At 54.7% G+C, this 17,658-nt stretch carries 18 protein-coding genes; 14 read left to right on the top strand and 4 right to left on the bottom strand.

All coding sequences use genetic code 11. The features are described 5' to 3' along the window. Nucleotides 1–50 precede the first annotated feature (50 nt). Nucleotides 51–353 (bottom strand): Asp-tRNA(Asn)/Glu-tRNA(Gln) amidotransferase subunit GatC, encoded by a 303-nt coding sequence (gene gatC, locus DBR37_RS04245; protein ID WP_124573160.1) that lies wholly within the window; start codon nucleotides 351–353, stop codon nucleotides 51–53. Nucleotides 354–603: 250 nt separating this feature from the next. Between gatC and DBR37_RS04250 the strand changes: the two genes are divergently transcribed. The 6 genes from DBR37_RS04250 to DBR37_RS04275 all read left to right on the top strand — a co-directional run bounded on the left by DBR37_RS04250 (nucleotide 604) and on the right by DBR37_RS04275 (nucleotide 7,439). Next, a complete protein-coding gene (locus tag DBR37_RS04250; RefSeq protein WP_011979422.1) occupies nucleotides 604–1,647 on the top strand; it encodes a rod shape-determining protein in 1,044 nt (347 codons plus the stop codon). Nucleotides 1,648–1,801: 154 nt separating this feature from the next. Next, on the top strand, nucleotides 1,802–2,794 hold the full coding sequence (mreC, locus tag DBR37_RS04255) for a rod shape-determining protein MreC (protein WP_124573162.1): 993 nt from the start codon (nucleotides 1,802–1,804) through the stop codon (nucleotides 2,792–2,794). Continuing rightward, nucleotides 2,791–3,306: a rod shape-determining protein MreD gene (gene mreD / locus DBR37_RS04260; RefSeq protein WP_124573164.1), complete on the top strand. Its 516-nt coding sequence runs from the start codon at nucleotides 2,791–2,793 to the stop codon at nucleotides 3,304–3,306. The genes mreC and mreD overlap by 4 nt, the downstream gene beginning before the upstream one ends. Nucleotides 3,307–3,348: 42 nt before the next feature. Beyond that, on the top strand, nucleotides 3,349–5,256 hold the full coding sequence (gene mrdA, locus DBR37_RS04265) for a penicillin-binding protein 2 (RefSeq protein ID WP_124573166.1): 1,908 nt from the start codon (nucleotides 3,349–3,351) through the stop codon (nucleotides 5,254–5,256). A gap of 8 nt (nucleotides 5,257–5,264) precedes the next feature. Continuing rightward, a complete protein-coding gene (rodA, locus tag DBR37_RS04270) occupies nucleotides 5,265–6,368 on the top strand; it encodes a rod shape-determining protein RodA (RefSeq protein ID WP_124573168.1) in 1,104 nt (367 codons plus the stop codon). Nucleotides 6,369–6,431: 63 nt separating this feature from the next. Beyond that, nucleotides 6,432–7,439 (top strand): septal ring lytic transglycosylase RlpA family protein, encoded by a 1,008-nt coding sequence (locus DBR37_RS04275; protein WP_124573171.1) that lies wholly within the window; start codon nucleotides 6,432–6,434, stop codon nucleotides 7,437–7,439. A gap of 28 nt (nucleotides 7,440–7,467) precedes the next feature. On the opposite strand, the gene rsmI is transcribed toward DBR37_RS04275, so the two are convergent. Continuing rightward, the gene (gene rsmI / locus DBR37_RS04280; RefSeq protein ID WP_124573173.1) at nucleotides 7,468–8,391 is read right to left on the bottom strand and encodes a 16S rRNA (cytidine(1402)-2'-O)-methyltransferase; all 924 of its coding nucleotides are present in this window, start codon (nucleotides 8,389–8,391) and stop codon (nucleotides 7,468–7,470) included. Nucleotides 8,392–8,403: 12 nt separating this feature from the next. Here rsmI and DBR37_RS04285 point away from each other — a divergent pair, with 12 nt between their 5' ends. The 8 genes from DBR37_RS04285 to DBR37_RS04320 all read left to right on the top strand — a co-directional run bounded on the left by DBR37_RS04285 (nucleotide 8,404) and on the right by DBR37_RS04320 (nucleotide 16,297). Beyond that, nucleotides 8,404–9,684: a penicillin-binding protein activator gene (locus DBR37_RS04285; protein WP_124573175.1), complete on the top strand. Its 1,281-nt coding sequence runs from the start codon at nucleotides 8,404–8,406 to the stop codon at nucleotides 9,682–9,684. Between the two features lie 7 nt (nucleotides 9,685–9,691). Beyond that, complete coding sequence (locus DBR37_RS04290) at nucleotides 9,692–10,063, top strand: YraN family protein (protein WP_124573177.1); 372 nt, start codon at nucleotides 9,692–9,694, stop codon at nucleotides 10,061–10,063. Between the two features lie 54 nt (nucleotides 10,064–10,117). Next, nucleotides 10,118–10,714, top strand: a complete 597-nt coding sequence (locus DBR37_RS04295) for a phosphoheptose isomerase (protein WP_124573179.1) — start codon at nucleotides 10,118–10,120, stop codon at nucleotides 10,712–10,714. Then, nucleotides 10,707–11,366, top strand: a complete 660-nt coding sequence (locus DBR37_RS04300) for a BON domain-containing protein (RefSeq protein WP_124573181.1) — start codon at nucleotides 10,707–10,709, stop codon at nucleotides 11,364–11,366. Before DBR37_RS04295 ends, DBR37_RS04300 begins: the two co-directional genes overlap by 8 nt. Nucleotides 11,367–11,447: 81 nt before the next feature. After that, nucleotides 11,448–12,965 carry a BCCT family transporter gene (locus tag DBR37_RS04305; RefSeq protein WP_124573183.1) on the top strand — a complete coding sequence of 506 codons (1,518 nt, stop codon included), beginning with the start codon at nucleotides 11,448–11,450 and terminating at the stop codon, nucleotides 12,963–12,965. 101 nt (nucleotides 12,966–13,066) lie between these two features. Beyond that, a complete protein-coding gene (locus DBR37_RS04310) occupies nucleotides 13,067–13,657 on the top strand; it encodes a LemA family protein (RefSeq protein WP_124573185.1) in 591 nt (196 codons plus the stop codon). Between the two features lie 58 nt (nucleotides 13,658–13,715). Continuing rightward, nucleotides 13,716–15,695, top strand: a complete 1,980-nt coding sequence (locus DBR37_RS04315) for a M48 family metallopeptidase (RefSeq protein WP_124573188.1) — start codon at nucleotides 13,716–13,718, stop codon at nucleotides 15,693–15,695. Between the two features lie 80 nt (nucleotides 15,696–15,775). Beyond that, nucleotides 15,776–16,297, top strand: coding sequence for a TlpA disulfide reductase family protein (locus DBR37_RS04320; protein ID WP_124573190.1), 522 nt, complete (start codon nucleotides 15,776–15,778; stop codon nucleotides 16,295–16,297). Nucleotides 16,298–16,321: 24 nt separating this feature from the next. On the opposite strand, the gene prmC is transcribed toward DBR37_RS04320, so the two are convergent. Continuing rightward, a complete protein-coding gene (gene prmC, locus DBR37_RS04325; protein ID WP_124573192.1) occupies nucleotides 16,322–17,164 on the bottom strand; it encodes a peptide chain release factor N(5)-glutamine methyltransferase in 843 nt (280 codons plus the stop codon). Continuing rightward, nucleotides 17,164–17,637: a disulfide bond formation protein B gene (locus DBR37_RS04330; protein WP_124573194.1), complete on the bottom strand. Its 474-nt coding sequence runs from the start codon at nucleotides 17,635–17,637 to the stop codon at nucleotides 17,164–17,166. Before DBR37_RS04330 ends, prmC begins: the two co-directional genes overlap by 1 nt. Between the last annotated feature and the right edge of the window lie 21 nt (nucleotides 17,638–17,658).

The following is a 17,658-nucleotide window of genomic DNA, read 5'->3' on the forward strand; positions in this document are numbered from 1 at the left end:
AGAGGGGCAGGATGCTGCCCGCGCGCGTACTCGTATAAATGATGCGCGACTTATTCAATGACTTTCGGTACCAGGTAGAGCCCGTCCTGCGTTGCAGGGGCGACAGCCTGATAGTCGTCGCGGCGATTCGCTTCGCTGACGATGTCTTCGCGCAGACGCAGCGCGAGGTCAGGCTGCATGGCGGCGATCGGGTGATTCAATGGTTCGATGCCGGTGGTGTCGACGGCACGCAGCTGTTCAACCAGCGAAAAAATGCCATTCAGCTTGTCCAGCGTTTGCGCGGATTGCTCTGCAGTCAGTTCGATTTGAGCGAGCGTTGATAGGCGTTTGACATCGGAAAGTTCGAGGGACATGGTCGGATTGCGGTCGTGCCGCTGTTCAATGTTAAGAAAATCGGAAGATGCAAAAGTCTTCTAGTGTTGGCAAAAGCTTTGCAAAATAGCGCATCCAGCGGATATTTTTGCCTTTTTAGACGACTAATTTAAGGTAAATTATAAGGTAGAATATCGGGTTAATGCCTTGCTGGCGCCGATATTGGGGTCGCCGCGGCCATAAACCCCTTTTTTTACTTAAGCGCACCACTGCTGCGCACCAGGACAATTCATGTTTGGATTTTTACGTAGTTATTTTTCGAATGATCTGGCTATCGACTTGGGTACCGCCAATACCCTGATTTATGTTCGCAGTGCAGGAATCGTGCTGGATGAGCCTTCTGTAGTGGCAATTCGCCAGCAAGGCGGCCCAAATGGCAAAAAAACCATTATGGCCGTCGGTAAGGAAGCCAAGCAGATGCTGGGCAAGGTACCGGGCAATATCGAGGCGATCCGCCCGATGAAAGACGGTGTGATTGCCGACTTTACCGTTACCGAGCAAATGCTCAAGCAGTTCATCCGCATGGTGCACGACACCAAGCTCTTCAAACCTTCCCCTCGTATCATTATTTGCGTACCTTGCGGCTCCACTCAGGTGGAACGTCGTGCGATCCGTGAATCGGCGCTGGGCGCAGGTGCGGCACAGGTATATCTGATCGAAGAACCGATGGCAGCAGCGATAGGCGCCGGTTTGCCGGTATCTGACGCAACTGGCTCGATGGTGGTCGATATCGGTGGTGGCACCACTGAAGTCGGCATCATTTCGCTGGGCGGCATGGTCTATAAAGGCTCGATCCGCGTTGGCGGCGACAAGTTCGACGAAGCCATCGTCAATTACATCCGTCGTAACTACGGCATGCTGATCGGCGAACAAACTGCTGAAGCCATCAAAAAAGAGATCGGTTCGGCTTTCCCGGGCTCCGAAGTGCGTGAAATGGAAGTCAAGGGCCGTAACCTGTCCGAAGGTATTCCACGTTCGTTCACCATCTCCAGCAATGAAATCCTGGAAGCACTGACCGACCCGCTGAACAACATCGTTTCCGCCGTCAAAAACGCGCTGGAACAAACTCCGCCGGAACTCGGTGCCGATATTGCCGAAAAAGGCATGATGCTGACCGGTGGCGGCGCCTTGCTGCGCGACCTGGATCGTTTGTTGATGGAAGAAACAGGCTTGCCGGTCATCGTCGCAGAAGACCCGCTGACTTGCGTGGTGCGCGGTTCGGGCATGGCGCTGGAACGTATGGATAAGCTGGGTTCGATTTTCTCCTACGAATAATCGGTTCCTGACCGCATTACCCATCTGACTGGCTGACATGAACAATGTCATGAAAGCATATATTTTTGAAACACAGGCTGCCGCTGCCGGACGCAATGTCCCGGCAGCGCAGTTTGTTGTGGACCTCCTCGGCAGCTTGGCCAACAAGTAATAAATGGAATACAGCCCACCGCCACTCTTCAAACAAGGTGCCTCGGCACGTGCAAAGATGGTGTTCTTCGCCTTGATTGCGTTGGTGCTGCTGGGAGTGGATTCACATATGCGCTCACTCGCAGTGGTGCGCCAGGTCATCTCGACAGCACTCTATCCTCTGCAGGTAGTTGCCCTCGCCCCGCGCGACGCGCTTTATTACGTCGGCGATTACTTCACTTCGCTTTCCGACATCAAGCAGGAAAACGAAAAGCTCAAGCAACAGCAAATTCTCAACGCGCGCAATTTGCAGCAAGGTCAGCAACTGCTGGCTGAGAATACCCAGCTGCGTGAATTGCTGGGCACCAGCGAACGCCTGCCGGTCAAGTCGGTACTCGGCGAAATCCTGTACGACACCCGTGACGCTTTCACCCGCAAGATCGTACTTGATCGCGGTACACAGCATGGCGTCGCGCTCGGCCAGCCGGTGATTGATCATGTCGGTGTAGTCGGCCAGGTCACGCGGGTGTTCCCTTTCAGCTCTGAAGTGACCTTGCTGACGGACAAGAACCAGGCGATCCCGGTGCAAGTGGTGCGCAACGGCCTCCGTAGTGTCGCTTATGGTCGCGGTCAGTCGAATGTGCTGGATTTGCGCTTCATGCCGACCAATGCGGATATCCAGAAGGGTGATGTATTGGTGACTTCCGGTATCGACGGTATTTATCCGCCCGGTCTGGCGGTTGCGACTGTGGCGCAGGTGGAAAATAAATCAGTTGATTCGTTTGCACGCATCATCTGCCAGCCATCGGCTGGTATCGACCGTAATCGTCAGTTGTTGATTCTATTGACTGAAAACAAACTGGCGCCGCGGGCACCGGATGATGCAAAAGACAAGAATGCGAAGCAGGCCGGTATTTTGCGACATGCCGCCAGCCGTACCAATGGAACTTCAGGCAAGGGTATCGATCTACAACCCGCGCCTCCTGCGCCAGCACAGCCAGCGAGTGCACCGCGATGAACCACCAGCCTCATTACATACTGTTGCCTGCGAGCCCGGCGTTTATAGCGTTGAGCCTGATTATGGCGTTCTTGCTGAATCTGCTGCCGTGGGGGCAATGGATAGGTGTGCCTGATTTTGTGGCATTGCTGCTGGTATTCTGGAGCATGCACCAGCCACGCAAGGTCGGTATCGGCGTGGCGTTCGCCATGGGTATCCTGATGGATGTGCATGATGCGGCTGTGCTGGGTGAGAACGCGTTGGCCTATACCTTGCTGTCTTACATCGCGATCATGATCCACCGCCGCGTGCTGTGGTTCCCGATCGGGACGCAAGCCTTGCATGTATTCCTGTTGTTGCTGATGACACAAATCATCGAACTCATCGTGCGCCTGTTTGTCGGCGGGAGTTTTCCGGGCTGGTTGTATTTTGCCGAAAGCGCTGTGGCGGCCTTGTTATGGCCGGTGGTGACCTGGATCCTGCTGGCACCCCAACGTCGCGCCATTAATCGCGACGATACGCGCCCGCTGTAAGCGGCCGCCCTGATCTGATGTTTAGCCGGTATTTGAACCCGCATGACTGAATTAAAAAATACCGAACGCGAACTACAACTCTTCCGCCTGCGCCTGTCGGTCGCAGGCTTTGTGGTGTTCATTTTGTTCGGCTGTCTGCTGGCGCGTTTTATCTGGTTGCAGGTATACAAACACAACGATTACGTTGCACAGGCCGAAGACAATCGTATTTCCATCGTGCCGGTGGTACCGAATCGGGGTCTGATCGTGGATCGCAATGGCGTGGTGCTGGCGCGTAATTATTCAGCCTACACACTGGAAATCACGCCGTCGAAAATCAACGGTGACCTCGAAAAGCTGATCGATGAATTGGCTACACTGGTCGATATCCAGCCCAAAGACAGGCGTCGTTTCAAGAAGTTGCAGGAAGAGTCGCGCAAGCTCGGCAGCTCACCGATCCGGGTGCGTCTGACGGATGAAGAAGTGGCCCGCTTTTCGGCGCAGCGTTACCGCTTTCCCGGCGTAGAAATTCAGGCGCGTCTGTTCCGCCAGTATCCGCTTGGTTCGGTTGCTTCACACGTGATTGGTTATATCGGTCGTATCAATCAGCGTGAAGCCAAGGAAATCGATGAGGGCGATGACGCAACCAATTACCGTGGCACTGAGCACATCGGCAAGGAAGGCGTAGAAAAGAGTTACGAAGACAAGTTGCACGGCCGTACCGGTTACGAAGAAGTGGAAGTCTCGGCTGGTGGCCGTCCTATCCGTACCTTGTCGCGCACTGCTGCGACGCCGGGCGACAATCTGATTCTTTCTATCGATATCGAATTGCAAAAGGTGGTTGAGCAGGCCTTTGGTGACCGTCGCGGTGCATTGATTGCAATTGAGCCGTCCACTGGCGACATTCTGGCTTATGTCTCGATGCCGACGTTTGATCCCAACCTGTTTGTGGAAGGGATCGACCAGCAAAACTGGGATGCGCTGAATAACTCGCCGGATCATCCTTTGCTGAATCGTCCTTTGTCCGGTGCTTATCCTCCGGGCTCGACCTACAAGCCATTTATGGCATTGGCAGCGCTGGAGCTGGGTAAGCGGAAGCCGTCGGATGCCATTTCCGATCCGGGTTATTTCTGGTTTGGTAACCATAAATTCCGCGACGATAAAGAGGGCGGGCACGGTTTTGTCGATATGTACAAATCTATCGTGCAATCCTGCGACACCTATTACTACATGCTGGCGAACGATCTCGGTGTGGATGCAATTCATGACTTCATGAAACCGTTCGGCTTTGGTCAAAAGACCGGCATCGATTTGCGCTTCGAGCGTACCGGTGTGTTGCCGTCCACTGCCTGGAAGGCGGCGGCTTATCGCAAGCCGGAGCAAAAGAAATGGTACGCCGGTGAAACAATCTCGATCGGTATCGGTCAGGGTTATAACTCATTCACACCCTTGCAACTGGCGCATGCGACGGCAGTCCTCGCCAATAACGGCGTGGTAATGAAGCCGCATCTGGTGAAGATGCTGGAAAACGGCACCACGCGTCAGCGCACGCTGACTGTGCCGAAAGAAAGCTACCGCATACCGTTGAAGCAGGAAAATATCGACGTCATCAAGAATGCAATGGTGGGCGTCAACAAGGAAGGTACCGGTGCCCGTGCATTTGCGCGCGCCGAGTATGTATCGGCTGGTAAGACCGGTACCGCGCAGGTGATTGCGATCAAGAAAAACGAGAAGTACGACGCCAGCAAGATTTCCGATCGCCATCATGACCATGCGCTATACACCGCGTTTGCACCTGCCGACAATCCACGCATAGCACTGGCCCTGATTGTCGAAAACGGCGGTTTTGGCGGCGCAGCGGCGGCGCCGATTGCGAAGAAGGCGATGGATTTTTATCTGCTCGGTAAGCGCCCTGACGACAAGCCGGCACCCAAGCCCAAGAATGAGCCGAAGGAGGAATTCGTCGAATGAGTAATGAGATGAATCGACGCTCCGTCGGGCAAATCGTTCAGCCTTACATCCAAATGTTTGATGTGCCATTGATGCTGATCGTCTGCCTGATTCTGTCGGTGGGTACGGTCACCTTGTACTCGGCCGGCATCGATTTCCCTGGTCGGGTGGAAGATCATCTGCGCAACATCGCGATTGCTTTCGTCGTGATGTGGGTAGCTGCCGCAATTCCGCCGCAGACGCTGATGCGTTTTGCCGTGCCTTTGTACATCACAGGCATCGTGTTGTTGCTGGCGGTTGCGCAGTTTGGCCTGATACGCAATGGCGCAAGACGCTGGGTCGATCTGGGTGTGGTGGTGCAGCCGTCAGAAATCATGAAGATCGCGATGCCGATGATGCTGGCCTGGTTCTTTCAGAAACGTGAAGGCGTAACGCGCTGGCGTGAATTCCTGGTGGCAGGCCTGATGCTGATTGCACCGGTTGGCCTTATCATGCGCCAGCCCGATCTGGGTACCGCGTTGCTGGTGTTGGCGGCGGGTTTCTATGTCATTTTCCTCGCGGGTTTGTCCTGGAAGGTGCTGGTGGCAGCAGCGGTGGCAGTGGCAGCCAGCTTGCCGGTTGTGTGGTCGATGCTGCACGATTACCAGCGTGGACGGGTGTTGACGCTGATTGATCCGACCACCGATCCGCTGGGTAAAGGCTTTCACATCATCCAGTCAACGATAGCCATCGGTTCCGGCGGTATTACCGGTAAAGGGTGGCTGAACGGTACGCAGGCCCATCTCGAATTCATTCCTGAACGAACCACCGATTTCATCTTCGCGGTGTTTTCGGAAGAGTTTGGTTTGATCGGTAACTGCGTCCTGCTGTTCCTGTATTTATTGCTGATCGGGCGCAGCATGATCATCGCGGCGAATGCACCGACCTTGTTCAGTCGTTTGCTGGCAGGTGCAATTACCCTGATTTTCTTTACTTACGCATTTGTGAACATGGGCATGGTCAGTGGTATTCTTCCGGTCGTCGGCGTACCGTTGCCCTTTTTCAGTTATGGCGGCACCGCCTTTGTCACGCTCGGATTGGGCGTCGGCATTTTGATGAGCATTCAGCGGCACAGGAAGTTAATGCAAAGCTGATGTACCGTTTATCGACTGCATTGCAGGTAGCAGGTGCAATGCAGTCATCAACAGGAGCAAGCGATGCAATTTCGCACTGTAATACAAGTCCTGGCGATATCGTCTATCGTCGCTTTAGCAGGTTGCAGTACCACACCTCTTAGCACGCCTTCCGCCGGTAAGCCGGCGCCCGGCAGTTCCGCTAGCCGTTCTTCAACGACGCCAGTCTTGCCGCCTGCCGGTTCCGGTCGTGGTGGCTATTACAAGGACGATGGCCCTGGTGAGAATATCCCGGAAGGCCTGGAAAATTTGCCCGATGCCGAGCCGCGCGTAGAGCCTTATGCGAATCGCGGTAATAAGCCTTATGTCGTGTTCGGTAAGAAATATGTCCCTATCGCCGATGAGCGTCCGTTCAAGCAGCGTGGACGCGGCAGCTGGTATGGCAAAAAATTCCACGGACAAAAGACTTCATCCGGCGAGCCTTACGATATGTATCAGATGACGGCGGCACATCCGGTTTTGCCTATTCCTTCGTATGCGCGTGTGACCAACCTGAGCAATGGCAAGCAGGTGATTGTGCGCGTCAATGATCGCGGGCCGTTTCATTCGAGTCGTGTGATTGACTTGTCGTATACCGCAGCGCTGAAGCTGGGTTATATCGGGCACGGCAGCGCCGAGCTGGAAGTCGAGCGTTTGCTGCCTGCGGATATTGAGCGCATCAATGCCAACAAGGGGGCGACAGTCGTCGCTTCGGATGCCTCGCCGGTGCAGGCTCCGACCGTAGAGACAGTCGCACTGGCCGCGCCGATCACACCCCCGGCAACTGGCAACAGTGCACCGGCAGCAGCGACGCCTTTGCAGTCGGGCTTCTATTTGCAGTTCGGCGCCTATGCGCAAATGGCGAATGCGGAAGCGGTACGCGCGCGCGTGACGCAGGATGTGGGCAGCAGCTTGCCGCAATTGAAAGTGGAGCCGTCGAACAATCTGTATCGCTTATACAGCGGGCCTTTTGCCAGCCGTGATGAAGCTGCTGCGGCCGCCTTGCAGGTACAGCAAAGCGGCCTCAATAAACCATTTGTCGTACAGCGTTGATTAAAAAATCAGGACGTGCCATCCGGAGTTACGTTTCGTCCTGATCGCTGGTGTCCCTCATTTGCAGGGCACGCTCGTACAGAGAATTCTTTTTCTGTCCGGTGATCTGAGCCGCCAGTGCGGCCGCCTGTTTCACCGAACATTCCTGTAACAAGATGCCGAGTATGCGTTCGGCTTCGATCTGATCCTGATCGCCCGCGCTGGGAGCGCCTTCCAGCAATACGACAAATTCGCCCTTTTGCCGGTTGGCGTCTGCGTTGATCCACGTCACGGCTTCGGCCAGCGTGCATCTGTGTGTTTCTTCAAACAGCTTGGTCAGTTCACGCGCGAAAACAATGTATCGTGTCGGTTCAAAAGCCGCTGCCAGTGCGGCGACGGTTTCAGTAATACGGTGTGGCGCTTCGTAAAACACCATGGTAGCGGCGACTGCCTGCAAGCCGAACAGTATACTTTCGCGTTGTTTGGCTTTGGCGGGCAGGAAGCCGACGAAGTAAAACTGGTCATTCAGCAAACCGCTGGCGGACAAGGCGGTGACCGCAGCAGATGCGCCAGGCAGTGGTATCACCCGTAAACCTGCAGTGCGTACGGCATCGACGATGCGCGCGCCGGGATCGGAAACGGCAGGCGTGCCGGCGTCCGATACCAGTGCGATGCGCTCACCGGCCTGCAGGCGGCTGATGAGTTTCTCCGCTACTTCTCGTTCATTGTGCTGGTGTGCGGCGATCAGATTCTTCGATAACCCGTAACGTGTCAGCAGATGGCCGGTATTGCGCGTATCTTCGCAAGCGACCGCATCGACTATCGATAAAGTGTGCAAAGCGCGCAACGATATATCGCCTGCATTTCCGATCGGGGTAGCCACCACATATAATGTTGCCGGAGGATAGGTCTGGTTAGACACATCGTGCATAATCGGCAAGATAGTGGAAAGGCTGTTGCTTGTTTCAGTCATGGGGAGAGTCGGATGTTGGGAAATTTAGCGAGAATGTTCGTGCTGGCAAGCTTCATCAGCGGATTGTGCTCGCCTGTGCTGGCAAATACAACTGCCGACATCGCTGCTGACAGTTCTGCCAGTGTACCCGGCATTCAGGCTCAGCGGTCATCACTGGACATGATGCAGCTGGCGCAGACCGATCTGGCATTGCCGGAAGCGATGAGCGCCCCGCTCGATGACCCTATCGTAGAGCCGATAGAAGTCCCTGTCATCACCACCCGCTTACCTCCGGTCCGGATCGGACTGTTGCTGCCGCGCCGTTCGGAGTCGCTGGCGCAAGTGTCGGACGCGGTACGCGCCGGTTTCATCGCGGCCTACCAGCATGAACCGGGCAATATCGTCATCAATTTCGTAGAAACCGGCGATGCCGCACAAGACGTACTGAGCGGTTATGCCGAAGCAGCTGCCAACAATGACATCGTGGTCGGTCCACTGACGCGTAGCGGCGCGACGGCTATCGTACAAAATCATGCTGTCACCAAACCGACGATTACGCTGACGCAATTGAATGCCGCGGGCGAAGCCGAAGTAAAGGTGCCGACCAGTATGCTGGTAATGGGTTTGTCGATAGAAGATGAGGCACGTCAGGTGGCAAACTGGGTCGGCAAGAACCGGACACGCCAGAAGGCTTTCGCGCTGTCTACCAATGCGGCATGGCAGCGCCGTGCGGTCAGTGCCTTTGCTGCGCAATGGAGTCAGCTGGGCATGACGGCTGAAGTGATGGAGCTCACCATGAGCGGTGGTTTCATGAATGCGAATGCCCTGGTGCAACTCAAGAAGCGCATACAGACAGAAAAGCCAGCGCTGATTTTTGTCGGGCTCGACGCGGCACAAGCTATACAGCTGCGTCTGGCGATCGGCGGCGAAGTCACGATGTACGGTATTTCGCAGTTGAATCCGTTTGCACTTGATGACTGGGCGAATGCGGATCGTCTGACTGACCTGGAAGGTGTACGCCTGGTGGATATGCCATGGCAATTGCAGCCGGATCATGCCGCCGTGATGGCCTATCCACGTCTGGCGAAGGTGAGTGGCCAACGCAGCAGCCCCGACGTTGAGCGCCTGTATGCGCTGGGTATCGATGCTTATCGGGTAGCGGCGAACATCGCCATCAAACAAACAGATTTCACCCTGGACGGCGTGACCGGCAAGCTGACGGTGCGTTTTGGCCGGGGCGCGCCTTACTTTGAACGCGTACTGCAGCCTGCAACTTATCGTGAAGGTATGGTGCAGCCACTCGAAGCGCAGTAAGTTTTTGATGCGCATGCCCGGATTCCTGCGTCCGCGCACTGCGCAGCAGCGTGCCGGGCAAGCTGGTGAAGACCAGGCACTGGTCTACTTGCAGCAGCAGGGTTTGCAACTGCTGGAGCGGAATTTCCGCTGCAAGGGCGGTGAAATCGACCTCATCATGCAAGATGGAAAAGTGCTGGTGTTTGTCGAAGTCCGCATGCGTAGTGATCAAAAATTCGGCGGTGCTGCTGCCAGCATCGGCAGTGCCAAGCAGAAACGATTGATCATGGCCGCGCAGATTTACTTGCAGCGTTACGGCATCCCTCCGCCCTGTCGTTTCGACGTCATTGCTCTGGATGACAAGCAGATGACATGGCTGAAGAACGCGATTGAAGCCTGAAATCCCACGTCTTGCGCCACTCTTGGCGATGGACTGCTCTATAATTCCCACACCATGATTAATCAACGCATACTCAGTCACTTCCACGAAAGTGCCGAGCTTAAAATCCAGTCCGCATCAGTATTGGCACGCCCAATTGAGCAGGCCGTGGAACTAATGTTCGGTGCCCTGTCTAATGGAAACAAGATTCTTGCTTGCGGCAATGGCGGTTCGGCTGCAGATTGCCAGCATTTTTCAGCACAATTGGTAGGACGTTTCGAACGTGAACGCTTACCACTGCCAGTGATGGCGCTGACGACCGACACTTCTATCCTGACTGCCATCGGTAACGATTACAGCTATCAGGAAATTTTCAGCAAGCAAGTGCAGGCTTTCGGACAATCCGGCGATGTATTGCTGGCATTGTCTACTTCCGGTAATTCAGCCAACGTTAACGCCGCGATTGAAGCTGCGCTGGAGCGCGATATGCGCGTAGTGGCACTGACCGGTAAAGGCGGTGGCGCTACCGCCAAATTATTGACAGATGCGGACGTGCATATTTGCGTGCCGCATGACCGGACAGCACGGATACAGGAAGTACATTTATTAACGATACATTGTTTGTGTGACGGCATTGATGTTGCACTATTTGGAGGAGATGAGAATGAATGATTTGAAACGTTATATGGATGCGGTAAAGCGTCCGGTTGCGATGGTATTGCTGGGTGGCGCGATGCTGGTCAGTTTGCAGGGTTGTTTCGGTTTGATCGCAGGCGGCGTTGTGGCGGGTACGCTGGCGGCAACAGATCGTCGTACGCTGGGTGCGCAGACCGAAGATAAATCGATTGCCGTCAAAGGTGAAATCGCCATTCCTAAAGTGGTCGGCGATGCAGCGCATGTCAACGTGACCAGCTTCAATCGTAAAGTTTTGCTGACCGGTGAAGTACCTAGCGAAGCGGCGAAAGAAGCTGCCGCACGTGAAGCTGCCGGCATCGAAGGCGTGCAATCGGTGGTGAATGAATTGGCTGTACTGGGCGCATCCGGTTTCGGTTCGCGTTCCAACGACACGCTGATCACCGGCAAAGTAAAGGCATCGATTGTTGATAACCGCACCCTGTACGCAAACTCGATCAAAGTCGTGACCGAACGTGGCATCGTCTACCTGATGGGCCGTGTAACGGAACGTGAAGGCGACCTGGCAGCGAATATCGCACGAGGTGTAAGTGGCGTACAAAAGGTCGTTAAAGTGTTTGAATATATTACCGATGAAGAGTATCGCGTGTTGACGACTACACCGGAATCACAACCTGCGCAGAAACAGTAAATCTTTCACTGTTTCTTGCGGGGTGTATATTAAAGCCGCGCAGCAAATTGCTGCGCGGCTTTTCTTTTTGGGAGAGAAAAGATGCAACTGATTTTTCCTGTCGGATTGATCTTGATCGTTGTCCTGTGGGGTATATTTTCCCCGGCTTCACTGGGCGCAATTTCCCATATCGCGATGGCTGCGATTACCAAAAACTTTGGCTGGCTCTACCTGTGGGTGGTACTGGGCCTGGTATTGTTCTCCGCCTTCCTGGCCTTTAGCCGTTACGGCAACCTGAAGCTGGGCAAGGATGACGACGAGCCGGAGTTTTCGCTGCCAGCCTGGTTTGCCATGCTGTTTGCTGCCGGCATGGGCATAGGCCTGGTGTTCTGGGGTGTAGCCGAGCCTTTATCGCATTTCACGCAAGGACCGCCGGGCACCATCGCGCGGACGCCGGAAGCCGCCAATACCGCGATGCGTTACAGCTTCTTCCACTGGGGTTTGCATCCGTGGGCGGTATATAGCATCGTCGCACTGGCGATTGCCTTCTTTCAGTACCGGCGCCAGGGTGTGGCGCTGATCAGCGAATCTACCAGATCCCTGCCGTGGCAGCCGGTCAAGCGTATGTCCAGCCTGTTTAATGGTTTGGCGGTGATTGCTACCGCGTTTGGTGTGGCGACTTCACTCGGCATGGGCGCGATGCAGATCAATGGCGGCCTCGCTGCGGTGTTTGGTTTGACCATCAATAAATACACGCAGGTCGGCATCATCGTGCTGGCGACAGCCTTGTTTATTACCTCGGCCGTGAGCGGCGTCGCACGCGGCGTCAAATGGCTGTCATCCATCAATATGCTGGTTGCTGCGTTGCTGACGTTGATGGTCTTCCTGCTCGGCCCGAGCGTCGTCATCATCGATACCTTCACGAATACGCTGGGTAGTTATATGAGCGAGCTGGTGCGCATGAGCCTGCGTATGACGCCGTTCCGCGACAGTGAATGGGTCGGTGAATGGACCGTGTTTTACTGGGCGTGGTGGTTGTCATGGTCGCCTTTTGTCGGGCTCTTCATTGCGCGTGTTTCGCATGGCCGGACCATACGGGAATTTATCGTCGGAACCGTGATTGCGCCATCAATCGCAGCCTTTATCTGGTTTTCGGTCTTTGGCGGCACTGCCTTGCACATGGAAATCGCGCAAGGCATACCGATAGCGGCATCGGCCAAGGCCGACTTGTCGATGGCTTTGTTCTCGATGCTGGAGGCGCTGCCTTTCGGTTTAATCATGTCGGTGATTGCGACCTTGCTGGTGCTGGTTTTCTTCGTGACCTCAGGAGACTCTGCGATCCTGGTGCTGGGCATGATGAGTACGGGGGGCGAAGCCGATCCTTCGAATCGCATCAAGATTATCTGGGGCTCTCTGATTGCCGGTATCGCGATCAGCCTCTTGCTGGCTGGCGGCATCGATGCCTTGCAGACCGCGACTATCGTGTTTGCCCTGCCATTCACGATAGTCGTTGCTTTAATGGCTATTTCTTTGTGGCGTGCCGTACGCGAGGACTGGAAAGAAGAACAGCGCGTGGAAAAAGAGTTGCGCCAGCGTATGCGGCAACTGATTTCCAAGTGAAGCGCTGAAATAATTGTTAACGCCTGGTAACTTGATGTTTTGCAATGCTATATTGAAGCCGCGCGGCAATGAGTCGCGCGGCTTTTTCATATGGAGAGACCATGACAGCAGTGCTCGTGATACTGGCTATCGTTGCAATTGTCGCCTTCTGGGGCGTGGGTGTTTATAACCGCATCATCTCTTTGCGTAACTATTTTGAGAATGCTTTTTCCCAGATCGATGTGCAACTCAAGCGACGCTACGATTTGATCCCGAATCTGGTTGAAACTGCCAAGGCCTATATGGCGCATGAGCGCGAAACGCTGGAAGCGGTGATCGCGGCACGCAACCATGCGGTCGATGCCAATAAGAAGGTCGCTGCGGGTCGCACCGACGCCGCAGCATTCAAGAATATGATGGTCGCCGATAGCGCGCTCGACGCCACCCTCGGCAAGTTCTTTGCATTATCGGAAGCCTACCCGGATCTGAAGGCGAATCACACCATGATGCAGTTGAGCGAAGAACTCAGCAGTACGGAAAATCGTATCGCCTTCTCGCGTCAGGCATATAACGATAGCGTGATGTCATACAACGTCGCAATCCAGCAATTCCCCGGTTCGCTGATCGCCAATTCATTCGGCTTTCGGAAAGCGGAATTGCTGGAGTCGACGGAAACGCCGGAAGAGCGCAAAGCGATCAAAGTCACGTTCTGAGTCTCAGTGTCACTCCCTAGTGATATGCGCGTGCGTTTAGTTTCTGCTTGCCACTGAAATGAATTTTTTCGAGCAACAGGATCACGCCAGACGGCAGAGCAGGATGCTGGTGCTGCTGTTTGCACTGGCAGTCGTTGCCATTGTGCTGGCGGTAAATGGCGTCATGGCCTTGCTATGGATACTGCTGCAAGGTCAGCCGCTGACTGGCGCGCACCACTATCCGCACGGTTTCTTCTTTACCAATACCTGTATCACCGTCCTGCTGATTTGCGGCGGCACGATGATAGAGATTTTCAATCTGCGCGATGGTGGTGAGGCGGTCGCACGCATGGTAGATGGTCGCCAGGTTTCGCCGAACACGACAGACCTGCATGAGCGACGTCTGCTCAATATCGTGGAAGAGATGGCGCTGGCTTCCGGTATCGCCTGCCCCAAGGTTTACTTATTGGCCAAAGAAGAATCGATCAATGCATTTGCTGCAGGCTACAACCCGAATGAAGCGGTAGTGGTGCTGACGCAAGGTGCGCTGACACGTCTCACGCGTGATGAATTACAGGGCGTGGTTGGGCATGAGTTTAGCCATATCCTGAATGGCGATATGCGCCTCAATCTGAAGTTGCTCGGTGTGACCTTCGGTATCGAGATGGTGGGTGACTTTGGTCGTCAGGCGATGGAGTTCGCCTGGTACAACTCGGATGATATCGAATCCAGTTTTAAGCTGGCGGTGTTTCGCATCATCGCTTTCATCTTTGGTTTTGCATTTTTCGTGATCGGTTATATCGGCTTGTTTTTTGGGCGTGTCATCAAGTTCGCAGTGTCACGCCAGCGTGAATATCTGGCCGATGCCAGTGCCATTCAGTTCACGCGTAATCCTGATGGTCTCGGCAATGCCTTGCGCAAAATCGCAGCCCTGAGTGACAAGGGCTTTTCCGGCGCATACATCGGCCACCGCAATGCCGAGCAGCTATCGCATCTTTTCGTCAGTGCGGTAAGGCCGCATTTGATGGCGGGTTTCTTTGCCACGCATCCACCGTTGCAGGAACGTCTGCGTCGCATCTATGGTCGTGAGGTGGAGATGGCGGATGAGCAGGAGTTGCGTGTGCCTGATGTACGTATTTTCCCTGTGCCGTCCGAGGCTTTGCCCGGGCTTGCTTATGTCAGTACGCCGTTGGCGGCGATGCCGACGGATTTGCAGGAAGCCAGTGCCGCCATCGCGATAACGGCGGCGCAAGCATATGGCGACGGTGCCCTTGCACAAATCAGATTGAGTCCGGAGATAGACCGTGTTGCGCATGATCCGTCTGAAGCGCCGTTGCTGCTCTATGCCCTATTGCTTAATCACGGAGACGAACAGAGTCCGCAACTGCAATATTTACATGAACATTTACCGATGCAAGTCGCTCAGGTAAAACGACTGGCAGCTGCGGTAGTACAGCTTCCTGAGAATGCACGTTTACCTTTGCTGGATCTGATGATGCCTGCCTTGCGCCAGTTGTCGCTGACCGAACGCGATGCAATGCTGGTGCAGTTTCAACGCATGATAGCGAGTGACAAGCGCGTCAGCTTGCATGAGTTTGTATTGCAGACGGTGTTGGTGCGACGCCTGGCAGCGCAGGCGAATCGCGCAGTGCGGATTAAGTATGCGACGGTCAACGAACTGAAGGCAGAGTGTCTGGTCTTGTTTTCGTTGTTGGCGCATGTGGCGGAACCCTTGCGCAAAGAAGCCATGTCTTCATTGTTCATGCGTGCAACACATGCATCACCCACGCTGGCGCTGGCGGAGCAAGATATGCTCGGGATAGATGCATTGAGTTACGGCAAGATTAAGGTGGCGCTGGATAAGTTGAATCAACTGGCGCCGCTGGCGAATCCGGCATTGATCAAATCCTTGCTCGCCATTGCCGGAGAGCAGAAGCCGCTGCCTTTGCCGCTGGCCGATCTTCTGCGCGCCATTTGCGCAGCGCTGGAGGCACCTATGCCGCCGGCGGTTGCTGCGGTCTATACGGATGCAGGATGGCCAGCTGCATCCTTGTCCTGAATGTATTGCATACGTCAGTTTGAACGTATGACGTAGGACCTGACTATAATAGGCACACTGAATTCTTCGGATTGTCGATCATGCAAGCATCCTCTGCCGCCTCCCAGCGTACCTGGCTCAAAATCCTGGCTGCCCTCGTTATCGTGGCGCTGGCGGTGGTTGGCTATATGTCGGTATCCAAAAAGGATGCGATCCCGGATGTGACCTTTACCAATCTGCAAGGCAAGAAATTTACCTCGCAGGATTTGCGCGGCAAGGTGGTGATGATTAATTTCTGGGCGACGTCCTGCGTGACCTGCGTCAAGGAAATGCCGGACATGGTCGATACCTACAATAAGTACAAGGATAATGGACTGGAGTTCATTGCAGTGGCGATGGCTTACGATCCGCCTAACTATGTACTGAATTTTGTCGAGACACGTAAACTGCCATTCCAGATCGCACTCGATACCCAGGGCGAACTGGCAAAATCATTTGGTGATATCAAACTGACGCCGACTACATTAGTGGTCGATAAAGATGGCCACGTCATCAAGCGCTATGTCGGTGAACCCGATTTTTCCGCCTTGCATAAGCTGCTGGAAAAAGCGCTGGCGGCTTAATTTATAGCGCTGTAGTTCGTTTTTTTATGCAGCGTCGTATCTGCCGCCGCTGACTCTTTCTATCCCCGCCAGATCGCGCCAGCTTTGCACTTCCGCGTAGCCATGCGCGCTCAACATCTCACGTACCGCTGCTGCCTGGTCATAACCATGTTCCATCAATAGCCATGCTCCTGATGCCAGGTATTGCCTTGCACCGCTGGTGATGGTGTGCAGATCAGATAGACCGTTGCCATGATCGGTCAATGCGTCGACCGGTTCAAAGCGCAAATCACCTTCGGATAAATGCGGGTCACCTTGGACGATGTAAGGTGGATTCGACACGATCAAATCAAAGTGCTGTGTATTCACTGCGCTGAACCAGTCGCTGCGCAGGAATTCCACTTGCACATGATTTTTACTGGCATTGTCCGTCGCAATGACGAGTGCCTCTGCGCTGACATCCAGTGCGGTGATGCCGGCATCAGGTCGTGCATGGACCAGCGCAATCGCAATCGCACCGGAACCAGTGCCCATGTCCAGCGCACGGCCTTGTGGCGGCAGGTGTTGTATCGCCAGTTCAACCAGCAATTCAGTATCTGGACGCGGGATGAGTACCGCCGGACTGACCTTAAACGACAAGCCAAAGAATTCGCGTTCCCCTGTCAGATAAGCGATAGGCTCACCAGCAAGGCGGCGTACAAATAATTGCGACAGTTGCTGTGCTTCGTCTGCCGTCAGTGCGCGTTCCGATTGGGTTATCAGTTGCACGCGTGAGAGTTGCGTGACGTGTCCCAGCAAGATGCGTGCTTCCAGTTGCGCGACCGGCGCACGCTGCATGATGGCAGCAATGGTGGTGCCGGCAGCGACGCTTGCATCTTTGAGACTCATTAGTTCTTCTTGACGACGGTGTAGATCAGGTAAGTCGCGATCACGGCAAACCAGACCAGCGCCCATTGCGGCAAAGACAGGCCGAGTATCGGTGCGTACTCGGTGGTGCACAAGCCGTCGGCCTGGAACAGGAAAGGCAGCAGCTTGGCGGTTGGTATCGTATTCAACGATGTTTCGAGCGGATCGATGCCGCAGGATACGGTCGGATTGGCTTTGATATAAATGTGCCAGCCAGCGACACCGGCGCCTGCTATCGCCGACAGTGCGGCCAGTGCGGTGGCGATCTTGCCGGCGCCGCGTGGCAGATAGACTGCGATCAGGCAGATGACGGCAATCGCAGCGAAGGCGTAACGCTGGATCACACACAGCGGACAAGGAAGCATGCCTTCTACATGTTGCAGGTACAGTGCAACTGCCAGCAGGGCAAGTGACACAAAGGCGACGGCGAGCAACACGGGTTTGGAGGTTTTCATTGCTGGGTTCTCAAAAAAGGA

It is taken from the genome of Herminiimonas sp. KBW02 (assembly GCF_003852535.1).
GTDB lineage: Bacteria > Pseudomonadota > Gammaproteobacteria > Burkholderiales > Burkholderiaceae_D > Oxalicibacterium.

Coding starts and splice junctions, on each gene's coding strand:
- gatC (WP_124573160.1), bottom strand. CDS start 353: ATGTCCCTCGAACTTTCCGATGTCAAACGCCTATCAACGCTCGCTCAA.
- DBR37_RS04250 (WP_011979422.1), top strand. CDS start 604: ATGTTTGGATTTTTACGTAGTTATTTTTCGAATGATCTGGCTATCGAC.
- mreC (WP_124573162.1), top strand. CDS start 1,802: ATGGAATACAGCCCACCGCCACTCTTCAAACAAGGTGCCTCGGCACGT.
- mreD (WP_124573164.1), top strand. CDS start 2,791: ATGAACCACCAGCCTCATTACATACTGTTGCCTGCGAGCCCGGCGTTT.
- mrdA (WP_124573166.1), top strand. CDS start 3,349: ATGACTGAATTAAAAAATACCGAACGCGAACTACAACTCTTCCGCCTG.
- rodA (WP_124573168.1), top strand. CDS start 5,265: ATGAATCGACGCTCCGTCGGGCAAATCGTTCAGCCTTACATCCAAATG.
- DBR37_RS04275 (WP_124573171.1), top strand. CDS start 6,432: ATGCAATTTCGCACTGTAATACAAGTCCTGGCGATATCGTCTATCGTC.
- rsmI (WP_124573173.1), bottom strand. CDS start 8,391: ATGACTGAAACAAGCAACAGCCTTTCCACTATCTTGCCGATTATGCAC.
- DBR37_RS04285 (WP_124573175.1), top strand. CDS start 8,404: ATGTTGGGAAATTTAGCGAGAATGTTCGTGCTGGCAAGCTTCATCAGC.
- DBR37_RS04290 (WP_124573177.1), top strand. CDS start 9,692: ATGCGCATGCCCGGATTCCTGCGTCCGCGCACTGCGCAGCAGCGTGCC.
- DBR37_RS04295 (WP_124573179.1), top strand. CDS start 10,118: ATGATTAATCAACGCATACTCAGTCACTTCCACGAAAGTGCCGAGCTT.
- DBR37_RS04300 (WP_124573181.1), top strand. CDS start 10,707: ATGAATGATTTGAAACGTTATATGGATGCGGTAAAGCGTCCGGTTGCG.
- DBR37_RS04305 (WP_124573183.1), top strand. CDS start 11,448: ATGCAACTGATTTTTCCTGTCGGATTGATCTTGATCGTTGTCCTGTGG.
- DBR37_RS04310 (WP_124573185.1), top strand. CDS start 13,067: ATGACAGCAGTGCTCGTGATACTGGCTATCGTTGCAATTGTCGCCTTC.
- DBR37_RS04315 (WP_124573188.1), top strand. CDS start 13,716: ATGAATTTTTTCGAGCAACAGGATCACGCCAGACGGCAGAGCAGGATG.
- DBR37_RS04320 (WP_124573190.1), top strand. CDS start 15,776: ATGCAAGCATCCTCTGCCGCCTCCCAGCGTACCTGGCTCAAAATCCTG.
- prmC (WP_124573192.1), bottom strand. CDS start 17,164: ATGAGTCTCAAAGATGCAAGCGTCGCTGCCGGCACCACCATTGCTGCC.
- DBR37_RS04330 (WP_124573194.1), bottom strand. CDS start 17,637: ATGAAAACCTCCAAACCCGTGTTGCTCGCCGTCGCCTTTGTGTCACTT.